Source organism: Actinoplanes sp. NBRC 103695 (genome assembly GCF_030269485.1).
Lineage (GTDB): Bacteria > Actinomycetota > Actinomycetes > Mycobacteriales > Micromonosporaceae > Actinoplanes.
The window spans coordinates 120,966-140,108 of sequence record NZ_BSTL01000017.1; the positions used below are offsets into that span (position 1 = coordinate 120,966).

A 19,143-nucleotide genomic window follows, 5' to 3' on the forward strand; every position below is an offset into this window, starting at 1 on the left:
TTCAGTATGGTCGCCGGCAATCTATGAGTCAAGCTGTCTCACAAGTCGGGCAGTGCCCGGACGTCTCAGTCGTGCCAGGTTCCGATGCCGTTGATCAGGCGGGCGATCAGCTCGTCGGAGACGAGGCCACGCTGCATGGCGGTGCGGTAGACGATCGGGCCGATGAGCATCGCCGTTATCTCGCGGGCATCGGCGGTCGTGTCGAGCTCGCCCTGTTCCATCGCCGCGGAGACGGCGGCTCCCAGGCGGTCGGCGACGTTTTGGGTCGAGGCGTCTCGGCGTTCCGCGATCTGGTCGTCCCAGATGGCTGCCTGCATCAGGGTGAGGGCTACCGCTGCTACAGCAGGCTCGGCCAGCTCGTCGGCCATCGCGCGCAGGTTGCGGTGGAGCCACGGCCGGAGCGGGCCGTCCGGGTCCTTGAAGTGCGGCAGGTCCGCTCCGGACATGACGTCGAGCAGCAGGTCCTCGGGGCGGGTCCAATGCCGGTAGACGGTTGCGCGCCCCACCCCGGCCTGCTGAGCCACGCGCTGGTGAGTGATCGCTCCGGGGCCCTCGCCGATCAGCAGCTCCCGGGCGGCGGTCAGGATCGCTTCCCGGCTGCGTGCCGCCCGCGGGTCGCTCGAGTAACTCACCGTCGCATCGTACGGTGGCCCGCGTTTCCCCGGGCTCAGGAGCTGGGGGCTGCCTCGGCGGTCAGGACGGCCTTGGCCGCCAGCCGGAAACTCCTGATCATCGGATTCGGGTCGCCCTTGCGGCTGACCACGACGACACGGCTGGAGGGAGCGCCTTCGATCGGGACGGTGACTAGGTCGGGACGCAGGGAGCTGCGCAGATCACCGACCGGTAGCACGGCGATCGCCCGGCCGCTCGCGACCAGTTCGAGCTTGTCCTCGTAGCTCTCCATCGGTGGCACACCGGACCCGAGGAGCTGGTAGGAGGTCCAGTCCGCGGTCTCGAAAGCGCAGGGAACCGCCTCTTCGCCGGACAGTTCCTCCGAGGTCACCGACGCGCGGTCAGCCAAGGGGTGACCGCGCGATACCACGAGCATCCGGGATTCCTCGTACAGCGGGGTGGTGAGCACCTTGTCGGCGGCCAGCGGCAGCGGGGCCCGCCCGATCAGGGCGTCGACGCGCTTGTCGGACAGCGCTCCCACGTCACGGCAGCTCAGGTGCCGGGGGGTGATCTCGGCGTGCGGGTGGCGGCGGCGCAATTCCCGGACCGCGGCGGTGATCACGAGGTCTTCGACATAGCCGATGGTGATCCGTTCGGTCTCGGCCTGGTCGCGTACGGCCAGTTCGGCCTGCCGGGCGGCCCGCAGCAGGGCTTGGGCCCGGGGGAGGAACGCCTGGCCGGCCGGAGTGAGCCGGGCGCCCTGGGGTACGCGGTCCAGCAGTCGTGCGCCGAGTTGTTTCTCGAGCCGTTGGATCTGGCGGCTCAGCGCAGGCTGGGCGATGTGCAGGTCGGCGGCGGCCCGGCCGAAGTTCTGGTGCTCCGCGACCACGGTGAAGTAGCGCACCAGCCGCAGTTCCAGGTCCTGCCCGAGATCGTTCACCCGGCTGAGCGTACGCGTCATGTCTTTTCGGAATGACCGGGTCGCCGAACCGGTCTTGGACGGCCAGGCCGTTCCCGCCTTGACTTCAGGGAGCAACGTTTCCCCGAGAAAGCACAGGCGATGAAGGCGATCCAGTTCCACGAGGCCGGCGGGCCGGAAGTTTTGCGGTACGACGAGGTGCCGGTGCCCGAGATCGGACCGGGCGAGGTCCTCGTCCGGGTGTACGCGGCGGGCATCAACCCGCCGGACTGGTACCTGCGGGAGGGGCTGAAGGTCATGCCGGCCGAGATGCGGCCGCCGCTGGAGTTCCCGTTGACTCCCGGAACGGACATGTCGGGCGTGGTCCAGGCGGTCGCCGCGGACGTGACGGGGTTCGCCGTCGGTGACGAGGTCTTCGGCATGCTGCGGTTCCCCGGGTTCGACGGCCGGACGTACGCCGAGTATGTGGCCGCGCCGGCGTCGGACCTGGCCCGCAAGCCGGCCGGTATCGACCACGTGCAGGCGGCCGGGGCCCCGATGGCCGCGCTCACGGCCTGGCAGTACCTGATTGATCTCGGCCACGACGTGCCGTCTCCGTTCACCGGTCGGGTGCACCAGCCGGTGCCGATCACACCGGGGATGACCGTGCTGGTCAACGGGGCCGCCGGCGGAGTGGGCCACTTTGCGGTGCAGCTGGCGAAGTGGAAGGGAGCGCGCGTGGTCGCGGTGGCCTCGGGCCGCCACGAGCAGTTCCTGCGCAAGCTCGGTGCCGACGAGTTCATCGACTACACCACGACGCGGGCCGCGGACGTGGTCAGCGATGCCGACCTCGTGATCGACACGGTCGGCGGCCCGGACAGCTCACGTTTCCTGACCGTGCTCAAGCGTGGCGGCACCATGCTTCCGGTGTTCTTCGCCCAGTACGACCCGGAAGAGACGGCGCGTCTGGGCATTTCGGTCTCCAACATCCAGGTGCGTTCTGACGGCCGCCAGCTCGCCGAGATCGGGCGCCTGTTCGACGAGGGCGAGCTCCAGGTCGGGGTGGACAGCACGTATCCGCTGTCCGAGGCCGGCAACGCACACACGCGAGCCGCGCGGGGCCACATCCAGGGCAAGATCGTGCTGACGGTGGTCTCGTGATCGCCGATCTGCAGCACGCGGTGGCGACCTACGCTCATGCCCTGGACGAGCTGAACGTGCCCGCGTTGGAAGCGATTCTGACCCAGGACACCACCTGGACCTTCACGGTGCCCGGACCGGGAGTGCTCGCCCCTGTCGCCGGACGCACGGCCGTGCTCGACTTCGTCCGTGACGGGCACGCGGCCCAGGCCGGAAGGGTGCGGCACCACCTGAGCAATGTCGTGGTCAAGACGGCGGACGCCGACAGCGCTGAAGTTCGGGCCTATCTGATGCAGACGAGGAACACCGGCGAGGACGTGCGGGTGATCTCGACCGGCGTCTACACGTTCGGACTGCGCCGGTCCGACAGCGGATGGCGGATCGCCGAGCTTACCCTGGCACTGGACAACGCCTTACCGGGAAGCGCCGGCGGCCCCTGAACAGCGCGGTCCGCCGGCGAACCTGGTCGGCGGCCCGTCAACAGTGCGGTCCGGTTGGCGAACCCGGTCGGCGGCCCGTCAACAGTGCGGTCCGGTTGGCGAACCCGGTCGGCGGCCCGTGAACAGTGCGGTCCGCCGGCGAACCTGGTCGGCGGTCCGTGAACAGCGCGGTCCGCCGGCGAACCCGGTCGGCGGACTGGACGCCTGATCTTGGCAATCCGGACACTGTCGATGGCCGCGGGCGGTCTTGACCCGGCCGAGGCCCGAAGCCTGCTGGACAGCCTGCACCTGCCTGCCGGCACCGGCCCAGCTGCGCAAGGGCGCCGCGAGCCACTACAAGGACCCCGCCGCCCGATCGGGGTGGCGCCGAGGCGCGGCGACGGCGCTGTCACGGGGCGTCCCGACGGGTGAAGGACCAGGCGGAGAGGGTCAGGGCGCAAGCCGTCCAGGCGGCTGTCGTGAGTAGGCCCCGCGACGGTGCCCCAGCGGCGGCGTCGGGCAGGAAGGGCGCGACGTCGGTGGATGCGGCACGTAGCAAGGGACACGCGATGAAGTGGGAGCCGAGCAACGTCAGCACGGACGGCAGCGGAAGCCGGACGAGCGTGGCCACGCCGAACGCCAGCAGCGTCGTGCAGGTGAGGTAGAGAGCGTCGCCGGCCGCGGCGGCCAGCGGCAACGCAAGAACGCCCAGCGTGAGTGCCCGGGCGGCATGCAGGGGGAGACGCTGGGGCATCGCGATCAACGTTGCCACCGGGCTGTCGGTGGCCGCGAGCACGCCGAGCACCAGGAAGCCGGCCTGGGCGTAGGGCACCGGCTCCGCGTCGGCCCAGCTCACCACGGCCGCGGTCGTCAGGGTCAGCACCGCGGTCAGGAGTAGCGACGGCAGCGTGAGCAGCTTCAGGAGCTCCGCGGTGACACGCCACGACGGCAGCGTGAGCAGCTCGGCGTGGACCCGCCTCATGCGTCGCGCCGGTGGAAGAGGACGGCGCCGACTGCCAGGAAGGCTGCGATCCAGGCGGTCATCACGAGGCCGGCCGTGACGGGCGCGATGCGGACCGGGAAGTCGGATCCCTGGAGGAACATCTGCGCGCCGACGATGTCGGGCAGGTAGGCGGCCGCCGATGTGACCTTCGTCAGCAGGTAGGACACCGAGACCACGGTGCTGTTCACGATCAGGAGGGTGAGCGGCACGATGCCGTTGCGGGTGATCAGCGTGATCGCATAAGCCAGCAGGGCCAGCAGCACCCAGTACAGGGCCGCCGCGGCGATCCGCCCGAAGGCCGGCACCTGCACCCGGTCGCCGTGCATCACCTGGGTCAGCCCGATCGTCGCGGCGGCCGCGACGATCGCCTGCACGCCCACCACCAGGACCAGCGCGGCGGTCTTCGCCGTCAGCAGGCGCATCCGGTGCGGCACGGCGATCAGCGTCGCGGTCAGCTGCCGGGCCCGCGGCGCGTCGTCGCCGGTCGACGTGAACTCGCTGCTCACGATGACCACCCCGAGGATCATCGGGCCGATCAGGCCGACGCCGAGCTCGACCAGGCCGAGGTCGGCGCCGGCCAAGCCGGCGCGCCGGACCGCGGGCGCGTTGACCAGCACCACGAGCGGCGACAGGAGTGTGCCCAGCAGCAGGCCGATGCGTGCGGTCGGCAACCCGAGCAGTTTGTGCAGCTCGGCGCGGATCAGGCTCACCACGGGCCACCACCCTCGGTCAGCGCGAAGAACGCGTCCTCCAGAGTGCGATGGTCGCCGACCACGTCGGCCAGCACGCCCTGCGTCACGATGCGCCCCTTGGCGATCACGACCACGTCGTCGGCGGTCTCGGCCAGCTCGCCCATCAGATGACTCGACAGCAGCACGGTGTGCCCGCGTGCGGCCCGCTCGCGCAGGAAGTCACGCATCCACCGGATGCCGGCCGGATCGAGGCCGTTCACCGGCTCGTCCAGCACCAGCACCTCGGGGTCGCCGAGCAGCGCCGCGGCCAGCCCCAGGCGGCGGCTCATCCCGAGGGAGAACCGCCCGGCCCGTTTCCGCGCCTCGCCGGCCAGCCCGACGATCTCCAGCACCTCGTCGACGCGGGAGCCCGGCAGCCCGTTGCTCGCCGCCACCCAGCGCAGGTGCGCGCGGGCGCTGCGGGCACGGTGCGCCCCACTGCCGTCGAGCAGCGCGCCGACCGTCGTCAAAGGACGATCAATGCCGGAGTACGGGCGGCCGCACACCAACGCCACACCGGATTGCGGGCGGTCCAGCCCGAGCAGGATCCGTAGTGTGGACGTCTTGCCGGCTCCGTTGGGCCCCAGGAAACCGGTGACCCGGCCGGGGCGCGCGACGAAGCTCACATCGTACAAAATCGGGGTCTTGCCCTTGATCTTGTTGACCCGCTCGACGGTGATCATAGGACGAGTCAACCCCTGTGGAAGCCGGCGCGCGTCGGACCCTGGTCCGATCTTTCGGGCGCTCTCAGACCTGGGTCCGAGAACTACAGTCGGGGCCATGAACGCGCACCCTCGCCCCACCCTGCGGTCCGGCATCGTGCCGATGATCGCGATGATCGCCGCGGCACTGGTGGTCACGATGTGCACCGTCGGCGCGTCCGGGCCGTTCGCGATCGTGCTCCCGGCGCTGCTCGTCGGTGGTGCGGTCGCGGCGGCGGTGTGGGCGGTGCGGCGGGCGCGATCCGATCGGCGTGACTACGAGAAACGGCTGACCGCGTGGGCGGCGACGGAGGCGGTCCTGGCCGAGCGGCTGCGCATCTCCGGTGACCTGCACGATGTCGTCTCGCATGCCCTCGGGCTGATCACCGTGCGGGCGGCGGCCGGCCGACATCTGAACAGGCCGGGCGACATGACCGCGGCCCTCGCCGACATCGAGGACACGAGCCGGGAGGCGACGGCGGAGCTGCGGCGGATGATGACGGTGCTGCGGACGCCGGCGGCGAACGCGCCGATGGACGACCTCGGCGAGCTGGCCACCATCGTGGACGGTGCGACGCGGGCGGGTTTACGGGCGGTGCTGATCCTTGAGGAGCTCGGCGAGGTGTCCCGGGGCGTGCAGGTGGGCATCTGCCGCACAGTGCGGGAAGGGCTTGCCAACGCGGCCCGCCACGCTGGTCCCACCGACGTGCGGGTCGGCGTGCACCGTGACGGCGAGCACGTGGTGGTGTCGGTCGCCGACGACGGCCCGGATGAAGCGGGGTGGCGGTCGTCACCCGGCGCCGGTCACGGTCTGGTGGGCCTGCGGGAACGCATCGGCAGTCTCGGCGGGACGCTGCTGGCCGAGCCGGTCGAGGCCGGCTTCCGGGTCGTCGCGCGCATCCCGGACGCGACCGTATGACTCGCGTGCTGATGGCCGACGATCAGGTCAAGATCCGGCAGACGCTCGCGACGGTGATCAACAGCGAGCCGGACCTGACCGTGGTGGGCGAGGTCGACGATGGTGCCGAGGCGGTGCTGCGGGCCCACCGGACCAAGCCCGACGTGATCCTGATGGACGTGCGCATGCCCCGCGTCGACGGTTTGGAGGCCACGCGTCGCATCTGCGCCGATCCGGCTCTCACCGGCACGCGGGTCCTGGTGCTGAGCATGTTCGAGCTCGACGAGTACGTGTACGGCGCGCTGAGCGCGGGAGCTTCCGGGTTCCTGCTGAAAGATGCGCACCCCGAGGAACTCATCGAGGCCATCCGGCGTACGCATCGGGGTGAATCGCTCTTTGCTCCCTCGATTCTGACCCGGCTGGTCGAGCACTATGTGGCGGCGCCGCGCGATCTCCGGCCGGCGGTGCCGGGCTCGCTGACCGGTCGGGAGGTCGACGTGCTGGCGCTGATCGGCACCGGGCAGTCGAACGACGAGATCGCCGCCTCTCTGAACGTCTCGGTGAAGACGGTGAAGACGCACATCACCCACCTGCTGGCGAAACTCTCCGCGCGCGACCGCGCTCAGCTGGTGATCGCCGCCTACGACGCGGCGCTGGTCCGGCCGCGCGCCTCACGGTGAGCTGCTGGTGGAGGGCGGTGCGTCGAGCTTGTCGACCTGGTCCTCCCACAGGAAGTAGAGGGTGGCGGTCAGGATCGTCCCGAGCAGGCCGGTCAGCACCATCAGCACCACGAAGGTGCGCGAGTAGCCCGGCTTCCGGCGCGCCGCGATCGGCCTCGAAGGCGGCATGGGATGAGGGCGCGGCGACATCGGCTGCGGCGCCCATGGCGCGCCGGGGAGCGCATTCGCCGTGCCGGGCGGCGCTTTGTCCGGACCTGGGGGCGCCTTTGTCGTGTTGAGCGGCGCGTTCGGCGGGCTGTGGGGCGCCGATGTCATGACGAGCGGGGCGTTCGGCGCCGATGTCATGTTGAGCGGCGCGTTTGGCGCCGATGTCGTGTTGAGCGGCGCGTTTGGCGCCGATGTCGTGTTGAGCGGCGCGTTTGGCGGGCCGTGGGGCGGGCCGTGGGGCGTCCGTGCCGTGCCGAGCAGCGTGTCGAGCAGCTCGCGCGCGGTCGGGCGGTCGGCGGGGTTCTTCTCGAGCGCGCGACTCACGAGCTCACGCAACTGGCCGGAGAGGCCGCTCAGATCCGGCGGCTGCGTCGCGATCCGCATGGCCGTCGCCGGTGCGCTGTCCGCGGCGAACGGGGTCCGGCCCGTCGCCGCGAACGCCACCAGGACACCCCACGCGAAGATGTCCGCCGCCGGGGTCACCGGGCTCCCGGCGGTCGTGTCGAAGCACTCGGGTGCCATGTACGCGACCGTGCCCACCAGCTGGCCGGTCAGCGTGTGCTCGCTGGTGAGGTCGAGCGGCCGGGCGATGCCGAAGTCGATGACCTTGACACTGCCCAGGGTGATCAGCACGTTGCTCGGCTTGAAGTCGCGGTGCACGACCCCGGCCCCGTGGATCGCCGACAGCGCCGCGGTCACGCCGATGGTCACGCTGTGCAACAGGTCGGGGCCGAGCGGGCCGTTCTCCCGGATCTCGTCGGCGAGGCTGGGCCCCGAGACGTACTCGACGACAAGGTAGGGCGGTTCGTGATCGGGATCGGCGTCGAGCACGGCCGCGGTGCAGAACGGCGGCACCTGGCGTAGCCGGTTGACCTCGCTTCGGAACCGGCCGCGGAGTTCGCTGTTCCAGGCGTACTCGGTGCGCAGCGTTTTGACCGCGACCCGGCGGCCGTCACGGCCCCGACCGAGGTAAACCGTGCCCATGCCGCCCGAGCCCAGCCTGCTGAGCAGCTCATACTCGCCCAGGCGAGCCGGATCGCCGGTGCGCAACGGCGTGCTCATCGGTTTCCCTTCATCGATGCCGCGACCGAGACTAGCGCCTGCAACCGGTCGGTGAGGCAAGCCGTGTCTATTGGTCGGAAGGCGGTGCGGATGTCAGCGGACGATTTCGACGAGTTCTATCGGGACACCTCCCAGCGATTGCTCCGGTACGCCTACGGGCTGACCGGCGACGCCGGGGACGCCCAGGACCTCGTGCAGGAGGCCTACGCCAGGGCCTGGCAGCGCTGGGGGCGACTGATCAGGTACGACGACCCGGAGTCGTGGCTCCGGACCGTGGTCAGCAGGCTGTCCACCGACCGCTGGCGGCGCCTCCGCGTACGCCGGGCCAAAGCCGGCAGCGTGGCGCAGCCGGCCACCGCGCCCGCACCCTCGGAGGACACGGTGCTGCTGGTCCGTGCCATGCGCCGGATCCCGCCGGCCCACCGCCGGGTGCTGGTCCTGCACTACCTGCTCGATCGGTCGGTCGCCGAGATCGCCGTCGAGACCGGCGCCTCCACCGGCACCGTCAAATCGTGGCTGTCCCGGGGGCGCGCCGGGCTGGCCGCCGCGATCGGCGCCGACGATTCATCACCACTGCTCGAAGGAGACCGCCATGCCGGCCGACTTGGATGACCTCTTCCTCACGCTCCGCCGGCACGCCGACGCGATTCCCGGCGGCGGCTCGGCCGACGCTCGGCGGCTGGGGACGCGGCGCCGCAACCGGATGCGTGCGCTGACCACCGCGGCGCTCGCCGTGTGCCTGGCCGCGGGTACGGCCGTCTACCTCCTCGCGCCACCCCGGTCGGCGGTCTCGCCCGCGCTCTCTTACGGCACCGAAGCTCGTGAGGCCACCTCCGCCATCGAGGGTGACGTGGTGTTCACCGCCTGGGTCGCCAAGGACGGCGAGGCCGGCGTGCAGGCGGCGACCTTGAGCACCGGCGCGTCGAGATGGCGGGTCGGCATGCCGGCCCACATCGAGAATCTCCGCGGCGTGATCGCGCTGCCGCATGCGGTGCTCATGATCGCCGACGGGACAGCGACCGTGCTCGACCCGCCGACCGGCCGGCAGCTCTGGACGTTTCCGTACCAGGTGTCCGACGACCTCATCTACTACGACGACCTGCTGGTGCGACAGGAAAAAGAGACCGGAGCCACCCGGGCGTACGACTGGGCGACCGGTGACGTCCGGTGGGAGCAGCCCGCGACCGCCGACCCGCCGCAGCGCACGCTCGGCATGTTCGTGCCCTCCGACGCCGAGCGGGTCGGCAGATTCGGCATACCGCTGACGTTCAAGGACCCGCGGCTCGTCCAGGTGACCCGCTCCGGAGCGGTCCGGATCCGTGACGCCCGCACCGGGACACTGACGCAGACCAGAGGCGCTGCCGCCATGGACGACCTGCCGCCGGTCGCCTTCGACGGCCGTCTCTACAGCGTGGATCGGAGCCCGCGCTTCGCGGTTCGGGTCACCGAGCTCACCGGGCCGAGCGGCAGCCGGGTCGTCCACACCGGCGCCGACATCAGCGCGATCGCGCCCTGCGGCGACGACCGCGTCTGCGTGGCCGACCGCTCGGGGCTGACCGCCATCACCATCGGCGACGGCCGCCAGGCATGGCGCGTCCCGGCGCCCGAGGGCGCCGGATCGATCCAGTTCCTGGGGGACGGCCTCGTCGTCGACGGCGCGGGCGAGCAGGCCCTTTACGGTACGGACGGCAGACGCCTCGCCGCCGGTCGCCTCGGCCGCCTCGACGGCCGTCACGTGCTGATCCTCCCGAACGCCGTCGGCGAGGAGATCGTCCGGGTCACCCCCGCCACCGGCGCCCAGGAGAACGCCGGGCCGATGCCCGACGCCGGTTTCGGCTGCACCTGGGCCACCGACAAGCTCGCCTGCCCCGGCCCGTCGGCCCTGGAGATCACGACCCTGAAGGACTGACGGACCCTGAAGGACTGACGCTCGTCCCGTAGGAGGGAACCGATGTCGCCGTCCACGCGCAAGTTGCGCCGCTCGCTCGAGGAGAACCTCGACGAGGTGCTGCCCGGCCGCAGGGTGCGGGCGAAATGCCGCCGGCGCAGGTCTCCTCTTGCCGGCGGCCCGCCGGCGTGGAGGTCACGTGAGCCCCGCGAGCTTGTAGAGCACCAGCGACCCGGCGACGGCGACGTTGAGGCTGTGACCCGTGCCGACCATGGGTATCTCGACCGCGCAGTCGAGCAGGTCGAGCGCCTCGCCGGGGATACCGGTGGACTCGTGGCCGAGCACCATCACGGTCCGCCGGTCGGCGACCCGCAGGTCGGCCAGGCGGACCGCCTCGTCGGCCAGCTCGACGCCGACGACCCGCGAACCGGACGCCCGCTCGGCAGCCAGCCAGCCGAGCGGGTCACCGACACGATGCACGCAACTCGGCCGGCGCAGCGTGTTACCCCGGGCAAGGGCCTCGTCGACCCAGCGGAACGGCGGCACGGCCAGACAGGCGCCGACGGCGTCACAGGTGCGGAGCAGAGTGCCGAGGTTGGTCCCGTGCATCGGCCACAAGGAGGCGGCGACCAGGTGTCCCCAGCAACGGTGGGCGTGGGGGCGGCGGGCGGTGCGGAGGTCTTTCCGGGTCCGGACCCGGATGGCCGGGCTCAACGGACAGGAGCGATCAAGCTCCCAGCTTTGTCGAAGAACATCTGAAGAGGCACTTCTCGGCGTGCCCGGGCCATCGACGACAACATGGCGTGGACGATGGTAGCTGCCGCCCGCGCACCAGGGAATCATCGTGGCCTCGGTGTGACCAGGCCGGTCTCGTACGCGGCGATCACCAGCTGCGCCCTGTCCCGGGCGCCCAGCTTGCTCAGCAACCGCCCGACATGAATCTTCACCGTTCCTTCCACGATGTGCAGGCGGTCCGCGATGTCTTCGTTCGGCAGGCCGAGCCCGATGAGGTGGAGGACCTCCCGTTCGCGCGGGGTGATCGCCCCCAACCCTTCGGACGCGGTGAAGGCGGGCTGGACCTGCTTGGCGAACGTGGCGATCAGTCGCCGGGTGACCCGTGGCGCGAGCAGCGCGTCACCGGCCGCGACCAGCCGGATGCCGTTGAGCAGGTCGGCTGCCCTGCCGTCCTTGACCAGGAAACCGCTGGCGCCGGCTCTGAGCGCGGCATAGACATAGTCGTCCAGGTCGAATGTCGTCAGGATGAGCACTCGGACAGAGGCCGTCTCCGGCGCCGCGCAGATCAGCCGGGTCGCCTCGATGCCATCCATCTCGGGCATCCGAACGTCCATCAGCACAACCTGCGGACGGCGCCGTCCGGCAAGGGCGACCGCCTCGGCGCCGGTGCGCGCCTCACCCACGGGAACGAAGCCGGGGGTCACCTCCAGCAGTGCTCGGAAGCTCTCCCTCATCAGATCGTCGTCATCGGCGAGAAGCACTGTGACGTCCCCCGTCATGGAATCTCCTCGGCCACGGCGTAGTCGAAGTCGGCGACCACCTGGAAGCCGCCCTCAGGACGTGGTCCTGCGGTCAGCGTGCCGCCGTACATCGCCACCCGCTCGCGCATGCCGATGTGGCCCTGTCCCCGGCTTGTCGGCCGCCTGCCGGATGGCCTCTGTGGCCGACCGTCATTGATGATCTCGACGCGGACTCTGCCCTCCCGCGCCCTGACGGTGACCTCGCACCTGCCAGCGTCCGCATGCTTCAACACGTTGGTGAGTGACTCCTGAACGATGCGGTAGGTGGTGAGCTCGACCGTCGGCGGCAAGTCATCGACACCATCCAGGGTGAGCTCCACACGGTGCCCGGCTGACCTGAGCGGCTCGGCGAGCTCGGACAGGCCTGCGACGCCCGGGGGAGGAGCGAGTGCGGCGGCCGGGTCGTCGTCGGTCCGTAGGATGCCGAGCACCCGGCGAACCTCGGTGACGGCGGAACGGCTCGTCTCCTCGATCATCAGAAGGGCCGACTGCCTCTCGGACGGTCGCTCCGCACCGATCTGGTTGGCGATCGTCGCCTTCGCCGCGATCAGGCTCAAGCTGTGCCCGACGATGTCGTGGAGCTCGCGGGCGATCCGCAGCCGCTCGGCGGCCACCGCCTCCTCGGCGAGCCGCCGGGCGAGGTCGGCGTGGACCGATCGGCGCCAGCGAATGGTCCAGCCGAGCACCCAGGTCGCGGTCAGCATCACGAGGATCGAGCCGGTCTCCACCTGCCACCACAGCGGGGCCTCGCTTGCCGGGGCATCGGCCGGATCGATGCCGGCACGAGCATAGAGCAGCGGGACAGTGGTCGCCGGCGGGATGAAAGTGCCGATCAAGGCGAGCGCGACGCTGCCCCGGCCCGCCGCGATGACCCCGGTGTAGAGAGCGAAGGCGACAGGCAGCCACGTCACCCAGATGACGCCGGCTCCGACGACGCCCGACACGGTCGCGACGGCAGCGGTCACGACCACCCAAACCAGCACCGGCAGCGGCCACCGCCGTCGGAAGGCGATCGGCAGGCCCACCGCGATCCCCGCCAGCCAGGCCACCCACGGGGGGCCGTCGAACCGAGGACCGGGCGGGTCGAGCGTGGCGCTGACCGCCAGCCAGGCCAGCACGGCGGCGGCGGTGGTGTCCACCACCACGCGTCGCGCCTCCGCCGTGGACGGTCTGTTTCGCATGCCGCAACGCTATCGGCGGGGCGTCCGGGGCGCGTCTGACCGTGGTCATACTTCAAAGATCTGACCGTGGTCAGACGCGCGGACACCCGCTGCCCGGCCACCATTTCCCCATGATTGAGGTGCGGGAGCTCACGAAGCGATATGGACCCACGTCGGCCGTCGACGGTTTGTCGTTCGAGGTCCGGCCCGGGGCGGTGACCGGCTTCCTCGGCCCGAACGGCGCAGGTAAGTCGACCACCCTGCGCATCCTCCTCGGCCTGCAGCGTCCCACCTCCGGTGAGGCGCTCATCGGGGGCTTGCGATATGACCAGATCTGCCGTCCGCTGCGTCGGGTGGGCGCCGTGCTCGACGCCGGCGCCGCCCACCCGGGCCGCACCGCCTTCACTCATCTGGCCGGTCTCGCCCGGAGCAACGGCATCGCCGGCGACCGGGTGACGACGGTGCTCGAGGAGGTCGGCCTGGCGAGCGTGGCCCACCAGCGGGTGGGCAGGTTCTCGCTCGGGATGCGCCAGCGGCTCGGTATCGCCGCCGCCCTGCTCGGCGATCCGGCCGTGATCGTGCTCGACGAGCCGGTCAACGGGCTGGACGCGGCCGGCATCCGGTGGATCCGTTCCACCCTGCGCGCGCTCGCCGCCGAGGGCCGCACGGTGCTGCTCTCCAGTCACCTCATGAGCGAGATGGCGGTCACCGCCGACCACGTGCTGATCATCGGCAGGGGACGGCTGGTCGAGGAGACCTCGGTTGCCGAGTTGCGTTCCCGATTCGAGCGCGACGTGCTTGTCCGTTCCCCGCGTGCCCCCGAGCTTTCACATGTTCTGACCGGCCTCGGCGCGACAGTCACCGTGACCGGCGACGGCGACCTGGTCGTGGCCGGGGCGGGCGCGCCGGCCGTCGGCGAGGCGGCCGCGGCGGCATCGATTCCCCTGCACGGGCTGACGGCGCGGAGTGCCACCCTGGAGGACGTCTATCTGCGGATGACCGAAGAGGCAGCCGACTTCCAGGCCGCGCCGGAGAGGCCGGCACGATCATGAGCACACTCCAGGACACTGTCGCCGCGGAGTGGATCAAGATCAGGAGCCTGAGGTCGACGTCCGCCTTTCTGGCGGGAGGCGTCGTCGCGATGCTGCTGGGTGGGCTGATCCTGTTCCTGCTGGTGCAGTCGTACGATGCGGCCTCGGCGGCGGACCGCTTGAACTACGAGACGGCCGATCCGACCGTGGTGACCATGCCGTTCGTGGCGTTCTTCGTCGGGGCGATCGGAGCCATGTCGGTCACCAGCGAGTTCACCACCGGCTCGATCGGGGCCGCGCTGCTGGCCGTGCCACGGCGCCGAGTGCTGCTGGGCGCCAAGGCTGCGGTGGCCGCGCTGGTGGGCGGTGCGGCCGGGGCGGGTTTCTCGCTGATGGCGTTCGCCGACGCCCGGCTGATGCTCGGCAACCGTCCGGCACCGCTGAATCCGTGGCCGCGGTGGACGGACGCGGTGCCGACCGTGCTGGCCGCGGCCGTCGTCGTGCTGGTCACCTGCGTGGTCGGCCTGGGTCTGGGCGCCGTCATGCGGTCGACCGCCGCGACATTGACCACGCTGGGTGGGCTGGTCCTGGTCGCGCCGATCTTCGCGCACTTCCTGCCCACCACGTGGCAGTTGCGGTTCGGCTCGATCCTGTTGCCGAACCTGGCGCCTCAGCTGGCCGGCGGCGATCATCCGTGGTTGCTGTCGCAGGGCGGAGCAGTGGCCGCGGCGGCGGCCTATGTGGTGCTGGCGCTCGGAGCCGGGGCGGTCAGCTTCGGCCGCCGGGATATCTCGTGACGTGGGTGCCGGTGGCGGTGCCGGTGGCGGCGCCGATGGCGGTGGCGGTGCCGGTGGCGGTGCCGATGGCGGTGGCGGTGCCGATGGCGGTGGCGGTGCCGATGGCGGTGCCGGTGCCGATGGCGGTGCCGGTGGCGGTGGCGGTGGCGGCCGTCCATGGCACCATGGTCAATCCGAGCGCGGGAGGCAGCGCCGGGGAGGCGGGGACGTGGTGATCGGTGACGAGCAGGCGGCCGTGAGCACGGTGCCGGAGGACGGGCGGCGGCGCTTTCTCACCGTGATGGCCGTGGTCACGGTGATCTCTCTGGTCGGGTTCGGCATCGTCGAGTGGATCGACCCGCCGTTCCTGAGCGAGGAGGTCTGGACCAGCGGTGACGCGGCGCCCTGGGTGGCCGTGGTGGGCTTCGTTCTGCTGCTCGCGGACGTGATTCTGCCGGTGCCGTCCAGTGTGGTCATGATGTTCCTGGGTGGCGTGGTCGGGTTTCCGGCCGGCGCCGCGCTGTCCTGGCTGGCCACGACGGCGTCCGGGCTGCTGGCCTTCGGGATCGGGCGGCGGATCGGGCGGCGGGCGCGGCCACCCGAGGGACTCGAACGACGGCTCCGGTCGCACGGTGTGCTGGTCGTCGCGGTCACCCGTCCGGTGCCGGTGCTGGCCGAGACCACTGCCGTGGCGGCGGGCATGGTGCCGGCCATGACCTGGCAGCGCATGGCGATCGGCACGGTGGCGGGCACGGCGCCGCCGGCGGTGATCTTCGCGGCGGCGGGGGCGTTCGCGCACGGGACGAGCGGGGTGCTGCTGATCGCCGTGTGCCTGCTGATCGACATCGCGGTCTGGTATGCCGAGCGGGTCCACCGCCGCCGTCGCGCCGCCCGCGTGGGGTAACTCTCGCGGCGCGGCGACGTCAGCTCATTACCGTCACCGCGGTCGCCACGAGGCCTTGGGCCACCAGGAAACGGCCGGTCAGCTCGGCCAGCGGCGGCCCCTCGTCGGTGCGGGCGCCGTCGATCAGGATCTTGGCCTGGAAGGTGCCGGCGGCGGGGTCGAAGCGGAGTTCGGCGTCCTCGAAGCCTAGCCAGCGGCCGGTCAGCGGGAACCACGCCTTGTAGACGGACTCCTTCGCGCTGAACAGCACCCGGTCCCAGTGGACCGACGGGTTCTCGTTCGACAGGTCGTCCAGCATCGCCAGTTCGTCGCCGGTCGTCACCGCTTCAGGGACGTCGGGCGGGAGTGGGCCGTGGGGCTCGGCGTCGATGCCCAGCGAAGCGAGTTCGGAGGCCGGCGCCACCGCTGCCGCCCGGTAGCCGGTGCAGTGCGTGATGCTGCCCACTACGCCGGCCGGCCACTGGGGGGCGCCGCGGGTGCCGCGGGGGATGGGCGCGGGGGCGTACCCGAAGGTGGCCAGCGCCTCCCGGGCACAGCGCCGGGCCGTCACGACCTCGCGGCGGCGGCTCTCCACCGCCCTCGCCACCAGCTCCTCCTCGCCGGGGAACACCTGCTCGCCGGGCAGGTCGGCGTGGGCCTCCACCACCGCCACGGCCGGTGGCAGCAACCGCTCGATCATGCGGCCGCCCCGAGGATGTGGCGCAGCGGGGACGGCTCGGTGTTCCGCTTGCCCCACTCGCGGGGGTAGCCCAGGGACACCTCCTCGAAGCGCACGCCGTCGTACGTGGTGGTGCGGGGGATGTGCAGGTGGCCGTAGACCGCGACCGTCGCCCGGTGGCGGAGATGCCACTCGGCCGTGCGGTCGGTGCCGCACCACTGGGCGAACTCCGGGTACCACAGGACGTCGGTCGGCTCGCGGCGCAGCGGCCAGTGGCTGACCAGCACCGTCGGCAGTGCGGGGTCGATGGCGGCCAGGCGGCGCTCGGTCTCGGCGAGGCGCGACCAGCACCAGGACTCCCGGTCGGGGTGCGGATCGGGGTGCAGCAGCGCCTCGTCGGTGCACACCACGCCGGTGTCGTACGCCCGCCGCAACGACTCCGCCTTGGAGTGTGTGCCGGGCGCCCGCCACGAATAGTCGTACAGCAGGAACAAGGGCACGACCGTGACCGGACCGCCCTCGCCGCGCCAGACCGCGAAATCGTCCTCGGGGGTGAGGACGTCGATGTCGCGGCACCTGCGGACCAGCTCGCGGTAGCGCTCCTCGCCGCGCAGCGTGACCGGGTCGGACGGGTGCGTCCACAGCTCGTGATTGCCGGGCGCCCAGATCACCCGCGCGAAGCGTTCCCGCAGCGCACCGAGGGTCTTGACGATATCGGCAAGGATCTCGCCGACGTCGCCTGCCACGAGCAGCCAGTCGTCGTCCGACCGCGGGCGCAGGCCGTCGACGATGCGCCTGTTCTCCGCGTACGAGATGTGCAGATCGCTGACCGCGAGAAGCGCACCTGGCATGACCCGAGTCTGCCATCATGCTGCCCATGGACTTCGGGCAGGCCGACGTGCCGGTGGCCTGCGACACCTGCGCGGAGGGGCACACGGGCGTCGTCTACGAGACGATCATCGGTGGCCGGCTGCAGTGGGTGCTGGACTACGAGTGCGAGGGCAGCCCGATCGAGGCCTTCGGATGGGACCGGTCGCCGGACGAGTACCGGCAGGCGATCCTCGACCAGAGCGGCACCTTCCGGCTGGACGTCCCCGATGCCGGCGGTTCGCGGGTGGCCGTGCTCAAGGCCCTGCGCGACGGGGGTGTGGCCTGGGTAGACGTCGCCGGAGGACTGGATGCGCTGCTGGACGAGGGCATCGTCGGCACGTGCGCGGAGCTGAGCCTGCTCGCCACCCGGCTGGAGTCGGCGGGCGCGACCGTCGCGGTGGTCAGGCGGGCGGACGCAGCCGGCGGGTGAGGACCTCGCCCGTCGTGGTGCGGGGGAGCGCGGGGAGGAAGAACACATCCCGGGGTACGCAGAACCGGGCGCGACGTTCCCGCAGGTCGGGGAGCAGGTCCTCGACCTGGGCCGGAAAGACGTTCTCGCCGCCGGAGACGATCATGTCGTCGGCCCGGCCGTCGACGAGGACCCGGCCGACGTCGTCGATGTGCCGAGGTCCAGCGCCGCAACGCGTTGAGCTGCCGCCCCATCCGCACCGGGTCGCCGGGGGTCAGGAGCCCCGGCTCACCATGGCACGCCGGGGGTCAGGAGCCCTGGCGTGCCCTGGTGCGCAGGATGAAGACCATCAGCGGATGTGGACGCCGGAGATGGCTCGGGAGATGACCAGGCGCTGGATCTCGGACGTGCCCTCGAAGATCGTGTAGATCTTCGCGTCGCGGTACATGCGTTCCACCGGATGGTCGCGGACGTAGCCGGCGCCGCCGAGGATCTGGACCGCCTTCTCGGTGACGGTCACGCCGACCTCGCCGGCCTTGAGCTTCGACATCGAGCCCTCGGCGGCCGTGAACTGCTGGTTGTTGATGCCCATCCAGGCGGCCCGCCAGACGAGGAGGCGGGCGGCGTCGATCTCGGTGCGCATGTCGGCCAGCGCGAAGGCGATCGCCTGGTTCTCGATGATGGCGCGGCCGAACTGGACGCGGTTCTTGGCGTAGTCCAGGGCGTACTCGTAGGCGGCCCGGGCGATGCCGAGCGCCTGCGCGCCGACCGCCGGGCGGGACAGCTCGAAGGTGCGCATCGCGGCCTGGCTGGTGGCTCGCTTGCCCTCGCGGACGCGGGCCAGCCGCTCGTCGAGCGCCTCCTTGCCGCCGAGCAGGCAGCTGCCGGGCACCCGGACCGAGTCCAGGAACACGTCCGCGGTGTGTGAGGCGCGCAGGCCGAGTTTCTTGAGCTTCCGGCTGCCCTCCAGTCCGGGCGTGCCGGGCGGGATGACGAACGCCGCCTGGCCGCGGGAGCCCAGGGTCGGGTCGATCGACGCGGTCACCACGTGCACGTTGGCGATGCCTCCGTTGGTGGCGTACGCCTTCTGCCCGGTGATCGTCCACTCGTCCTTGGCCTCGTCGTACACGGCCCGGGTGCGCATCGCGCCGACGTCGGACCCGGCCTCGGGCTCGGTCGTGCAGAAGGCGCCCACCTTGGGGTCGTCGGCGTCGCCGAAGCACTGCGGCACCCACTCGGCGAGCTGGTCGGGTGTGCCGGAGCCGTAGATCGCGGCGACCGCGAGCGACGTGCCGGAGATGGCCATGCCGATGCCGCCGTCGCCCCAGAACAGTTCCTCGTTGGCCAGGGGCAGCGACAGCCCGGAGTGGTCCGACCAGGCGTTGGCCAGGAATTCGAACCCGTACAGCCCGATCTTGGCCGCCTCCTGGAGGATCGGCCACGGCGTCTCCTCGCGCTCGTCCCACTCGGCGGCCGCGGGGCGGATGACGCCCTCGGCGAAGCCGTGCACCCAGTCGCGCAGCTCGATCTGGTCCTCGTCGAGCCCCAGCCAGAACTCCAT

23 protein-coding genes and 1 pseudogene are annotated in these 19,143 nt (G+C 71.3%); 11 read left to right on the plus strand and 13 right to left on the minus strand.

Annotation, left to right across the window (positions count from 1 at the left end; genetic code table 11):
• Window positions 1–65: 65 nt before the first annotated feature.
• Window positions 66–632: a TetR/AcrR family transcriptional regulator gene (locus QSK31_RS29420; RefSeq protein WP_285687731.1), complete on the minus strand. Its 567-nt coding sequence runs from the start codon at window positions 630–632 to the stop codon at window positions 66–68.
• A 35-nt stretch (window positions 633–667) separates the two neighbouring features.
• Window positions 668–1,552, minus strand: a complete 885-nt coding sequence (locus QSK31_RS29425; RefSeq protein WP_285687732.1) for a LysR family transcriptional regulator — start codon at window positions 1,550–1,552, stop codon at window positions 668–670.
• Between the two features lie 120 nt (window positions 1,553–1,672).
• Here QSK31_RS29425 and QSK31_RS29430 point away from each other — a divergent pair, with 120 nt between their 5' ends.
• Window positions 1,673–2,671, plus strand: a complete 999-nt coding sequence (locus QSK31_RS29430) for an NADP-dependent oxidoreductase (RefSeq protein WP_285687733.1) — start codon at window positions 1,673–1,675, stop codon at window positions 2,669–2,671.
• Window positions 2,668–3,090: a nuclear transport factor 2 family protein gene (locus tag QSK31_RS29435; protein ID WP_285687734.1), complete on the plus strand. Its 423-nt coding sequence runs from the start codon at window positions 2,668–2,670 to the stop codon at window positions 3,088–3,090. Before QSK31_RS29430 ends, QSK31_RS29435 begins: the two co-directional genes overlap by 4 nt.
• A 388-nt stretch (window positions 3,091–3,478) precedes the next feature.
• Here QSK31_RS29435 and QSK31_RS29440 read toward each other — a convergent pair whose 3' ends face one another.
• From QSK31_RS29440 to QSK31_RS29450, 3 genes are read right to left on the minus strand one after another with little or no spacing between them, the layout of a single operon-like run.
• On the minus strand, window positions 3,479–4,051 hold the full coding sequence (locus QSK31_RS29440; RefSeq protein ID WP_285687735.1) for a hypothetical protein: 573 nt from the start codon (window positions 4,049–4,051) through the stop codon (window positions 3,479–3,481).
• Entirely contained in the window at window positions 4,048–4,785 is a 738-nt protein-coding gene (locus QSK31_RS29445) for a hypothetical protein (protein WP_285687736.1), read from the minus strand. Before QSK31_RS29445 ends, QSK31_RS29440 begins: the two co-directional genes overlap by 4 nt.
• Window positions 4,779–5,486: an ABC transporter ATP-binding protein gene (locus QSK31_RS29450; RefSeq protein WP_285687738.1), complete on the minus strand. Its 708-nt coding sequence runs from the start codon at window positions 5,484–5,486 to the stop codon at window positions 4,779–4,781. The genes QSK31_RS29445 and QSK31_RS29450 overlap by 7 nt, the downstream gene beginning before the upstream one ends.
• A 97-nt stretch (window positions 5,487–5,583) precedes the next feature.
• Between QSK31_RS29450 and QSK31_RS29455 the strand changes: the two genes are divergently transcribed.
• Both QSK31_RS29455 and QSK31_RS29460 read left to right on the plus strand, forming a co-directional pair.
• Window positions 5,584–6,423 carry a sensor histidine kinase gene (locus QSK31_RS29455; RefSeq protein WP_285687740.1) on the plus strand — a complete coding sequence of 280 codons (840 nt, stop codon included), beginning with the start codon at window positions 5,584–5,586 and terminating at the stop codon, window positions 6,421–6,423.
• A complete protein-coding gene (locus QSK31_RS29460; RefSeq protein WP_285687742.1) occupies window positions 6,420–7,082 on the plus strand; it encodes a response regulator transcription factor in 663 nt (220 codons plus the stop codon). Before QSK31_RS29455 ends, QSK31_RS29460 begins: the two co-directional genes overlap by 4 nt.
• On the opposite strand, the gene QSK31_RS29465 is transcribed toward QSK31_RS29460, so the two are convergent.
• The gene (locus QSK31_RS29465; protein WP_285687743.1) at window positions 7,074–8,351 is read right to left on the minus strand and encodes a serine/threonine-protein kinase; all 1,278 of its coding nucleotides are present in this window, start codon (window positions 8,349–8,351) and stop codon (window positions 7,074–7,076) included. The two genes, QSK31_RS29460 and QSK31_RS29465, sit on opposite strands and share 9 nt — an antisense overlap.
• Before the next feature lie 90 nt (window positions 8,352–8,441).
• On the opposite strand from QSK31_RS29465, the gene QSK31_RS29470 reads away from it, so the two are divergent.
• Window positions 8,442–8,963 carry a SigE family RNA polymerase sigma factor gene (locus tag QSK31_RS29470; protein WP_285687744.1) on the plus strand — a complete coding sequence of 174 codons (522 nt, stop codon included), beginning with the start codon at window positions 8,442–8,444 and terminating at the stop codon, window positions 8,961–8,963.
• Window positions 8,944–10,260, plus strand: a complete 1,317-nt coding sequence (locus QSK31_RS29475; RefSeq protein ID WP_285687745.1) for an outer membrane protein assembly factor BamB family protein — start codon at window positions 8,944–8,946, stop codon at window positions 10,258–10,260. Before QSK31_RS29470 ends, QSK31_RS29475 begins: the two co-directional genes overlap by 20 nt.
• A gap of 174 nt (window positions 10,261–10,434) precedes the next feature.
• On the opposite strand, the gene QSK31_RS29480 is transcribed toward QSK31_RS29475, so the two are convergent.
• The 3 genes from QSK31_RS29480 to QSK31_RS29490 all read right to left on the minus strand — a co-directional run bounded on the left by QSK31_RS29480 (window position 10,435) and on the right by QSK31_RS29490 (window position 12,955).
• On the minus strand, window positions 10,435–10,848 hold the full coding sequence (locus QSK31_RS29480; protein WP_285687746.1) for a TrmH family RNA methyltransferase: 414 nt from the start codon (window positions 10,846–10,848) through the stop codon (window positions 10,435–10,437).
• Window positions 10,849–11,078: 230 nt separating this feature from the next.
• Window positions 11,079–11,753, minus strand: a complete 675-nt coding sequence (locus tag QSK31_RS29485) for a response regulator (protein ID WP_285687747.1) — start codon at window positions 11,751–11,753, stop codon at window positions 11,079–11,081.
• Window positions 11,750–12,955 (minus strand): sensor histidine kinase, encoded by a 1,206-nt coding sequence (locus tag QSK31_RS29490; RefSeq protein WP_285687748.1) that lies wholly within the window; start codon window positions 12,953–12,955, stop codon window positions 11,750–11,752. The genes QSK31_RS29485 and QSK31_RS29490 overlap by 4 nt, the downstream gene beginning before the upstream one ends.
• Window positions 12,956–13,065: 110 nt before the next feature.
• On the opposite strand from QSK31_RS29490, the gene QSK31_RS29495 reads away from it, so the two are divergent.
• From QSK31_RS29495 to QSK31_RS29510, 4 genes are read left to right on the plus strand one after another with little or no spacing between them, the layout of a single operon-like run.
• On the plus strand, window positions 13,066–13,986 hold the full coding sequence (locus tag QSK31_RS29495) for an ABC transporter ATP-binding protein (protein ID WP_285687749.1): 921 nt from the start codon (window positions 13,066–13,068) through the stop codon (window positions 13,984–13,986).
• Entirely contained in the window at window positions 13,983–14,762 is a 780-nt protein-coding gene (locus QSK31_RS29500) for an ABC transporter permease (RefSeq protein ID WP_285687750.1), read from the plus strand. Before QSK31_RS29495 ends, QSK31_RS29500 begins: the two co-directional genes overlap by 4 nt.
• Entirely contained in the window at window positions 14,759–14,977 is a 219-nt protein-coding gene (locus QSK31_RS29505; RefSeq protein ID WP_285687751.1) for a hypothetical protein, read from the plus strand. The genes QSK31_RS29500 and QSK31_RS29505 overlap by 4 nt, the downstream gene beginning before the upstream one ends.
• Entirely contained in the window at window positions 14,971–15,645 is a 675-nt protein-coding gene (locus QSK31_RS29510) for a VTT domain-containing protein (RefSeq protein WP_285687752.1), read from the plus strand. The genes QSK31_RS29505 and QSK31_RS29510 overlap by 7 nt, the downstream gene beginning before the upstream one ends.
• A 19-nt stretch (window positions 15,646–15,664) precedes the next feature.
• Here QSK31_RS29510 and QSK31_RS29515 read toward each other — a convergent pair whose 3' ends face one another.
• Window positions 15,665–16,324, minus strand: coding sequence for a 4'-phosphopantetheinyl transferase family protein (locus tag QSK31_RS29515; protein ID WP_285687753.1), 660 nt, complete (start codon window positions 16,322–16,324; stop codon window positions 15,665–15,667).
• Complete coding sequence (locus QSK31_RS29520) at window positions 16,321–17,154, minus strand: metallophosphoesterase family protein (RefSeq protein ID WP_285687754.1); 834 nt, start codon at window positions 17,152–17,154, stop codon at window positions 16,321–16,323. Before QSK31_RS29520 ends, QSK31_RS29515 begins: the two co-directional genes overlap by 4 nt.
• Window positions 17,155–17,180: 26 nt before the next feature.
• On the opposite strand from QSK31_RS29520, the gene QSK31_RS29525 reads away from it, so the two are divergent.
• Window positions 17,181–17,603 carry a hypothetical protein gene (locus QSK31_RS29525; RefSeq protein ID WP_285687755.1) on the plus strand — a complete coding sequence of 141 codons (423 nt, stop codon included), beginning with the start codon at window positions 17,181–17,183 and terminating at the stop codon, window positions 17,601–17,603.
• Here QSK31_RS29525 and QSK31_RS29530 read toward each other — a convergent pair.
• Together QSK31_RS29530 and QSK31_RS29535 are read right to left on the minus strand one after the other, a co-directional pair.
• Window positions 17,575–17,781 (minus strand): annotated as a pseudogene (locus tag QSK31_RS29530) (acyl-CoA synthetase); the annotation flags it as partial. The gene QSK31_RS29525 and the pseudogene QSK31_RS29530 sit on opposite strands and share 29 nt — an antisense overlap.
• Window positions 17,782–17,931: 150 nt before the next feature.
• Complete coding sequence (locus tag QSK31_RS29535) at window positions 17,932–19,143, minus strand: acyl-CoA dehydrogenase family protein (protein WP_285687756.1); 1,212 nt, start codon at window positions 19,141–19,143, stop codon at window positions 17,932–17,934.

Excerpts from the sequence above, each read along its gene's own strand:
- QSK31_RS29490 (WP_285687748.1), bottom strand. The coding sequence starts at position 12,955 with ATGCGAAACAGACCGTCCACGGCGGAGGCGCGACGCGTGGTGGTGGAC.
- QSK31_RS29480 (WP_285687746.1), bottom strand. The coding sequence starts at position 10,848 with ATGCACGGGACCAACCTCGGCACTCTGCTCCGCACCTGTGACGCCGTC.
- QSK31_RS29520 (WP_285687754.1), bottom strand. The coding sequence starts at position 17,154 with ATGCCAGGTGCGCTTCTCGCGGTCAGCGATCTGCACATCTCGTACGCG.
- QSK31_RS29485 (WP_285687747.1), bottom strand. The coding sequence starts at position 11,753 with ATGACGGGGGACGTCACAGTGCTTCTCGCCGATGACGACGATCTGATG.
- QSK31_RS29525 (WP_285687755.1), top strand. The coding sequence starts at position 17,181 with ATGGACTTCGGGCAGGCCGACGTGCCGGTGGCCTGCGACACCTGCGCG.
- QSK31_RS29460 (WP_285687742.1), top strand. The coding sequence starts at position 6,420 with ATGACTCGCGTGCTGATGGCCGACGATCAGGTCAAGATCCGGCAGACG.
- QSK31_RS29430 (WP_285687733.1), top strand. The coding sequence starts at position 1,673 with ATGAAGGCGATCCAGTTCCACGAGGCCGGCGGGCCGGAAGTTTTGCGG.
- QSK31_RS29500 (WP_285687750.1), top strand. The coding sequence starts at position 13,983 with ATGAGCACACTCCAGGACACTGTCGCCGCGGAGTGGATCAAGATCAGG.
- QSK31_RS29450 (WP_285687738.1), bottom strand. The coding sequence starts at position 5,486 with ATGATCACCGTCGAGCGGGTCAACAAGATCAAGGGCAAGACCCCGATT.
- QSK31_RS29470 (WP_285687744.1), top strand. The coding sequence starts at position 8,442 with ATGTCAGCGGACGATTTCGACGAGTTCTATCGGGACACCTCCCAGCGA.
- QSK31_RS29465 (WP_285687743.1), bottom strand. The coding sequence starts at position 8,351 with ATGAGCACGCCGTTGCGCACCGGCGATCCGGCTCGCCTGGGCGAGTAT.
- QSK31_RS29440 (WP_285687735.1), bottom strand. The coding sequence starts at position 4,051 with ATGAGGCGGGTCCACGCCGAGCTGCTCACGCTGCCGTCGTGGCGTGTC.
- QSK31_RS29495 (WP_285687749.1), top strand. The coding sequence starts at position 13,066 with ATGATTGAGGTGCGGGAGCTCACGAAGCGATATGGACCCACGTCGGCC.
- QSK31_RS29475 (WP_285687745.1), top strand. The coding sequence starts at position 8,944 with ATGCCGGCCGACTTGGATGACCTCTTCCTCACGCTCCGCCGGCACGCC.
- QSK31_RS29515 (WP_285687753.1), bottom strand. The coding sequence starts at position 16,324 with ATGATCGAGCGGTTGCTGCCACCGGCCGTGGCGGTGGTGGAGGCCCAC.
- QSK31_RS29455 (WP_285687740.1), top strand. The coding sequence starts at position 5,584 with ATGAACGCGCACCCTCGCCCCACCCTGCGGTCCGGCATCGTGCCGATG.
- QSK31_RS29535 (WP_285687756.1), bottom strand. The coding sequence starts at position 19,143 with ATGGAGTTCTGGCTGGGGCTCGACGAGGACCAGATCGAGCTGCGCGAC.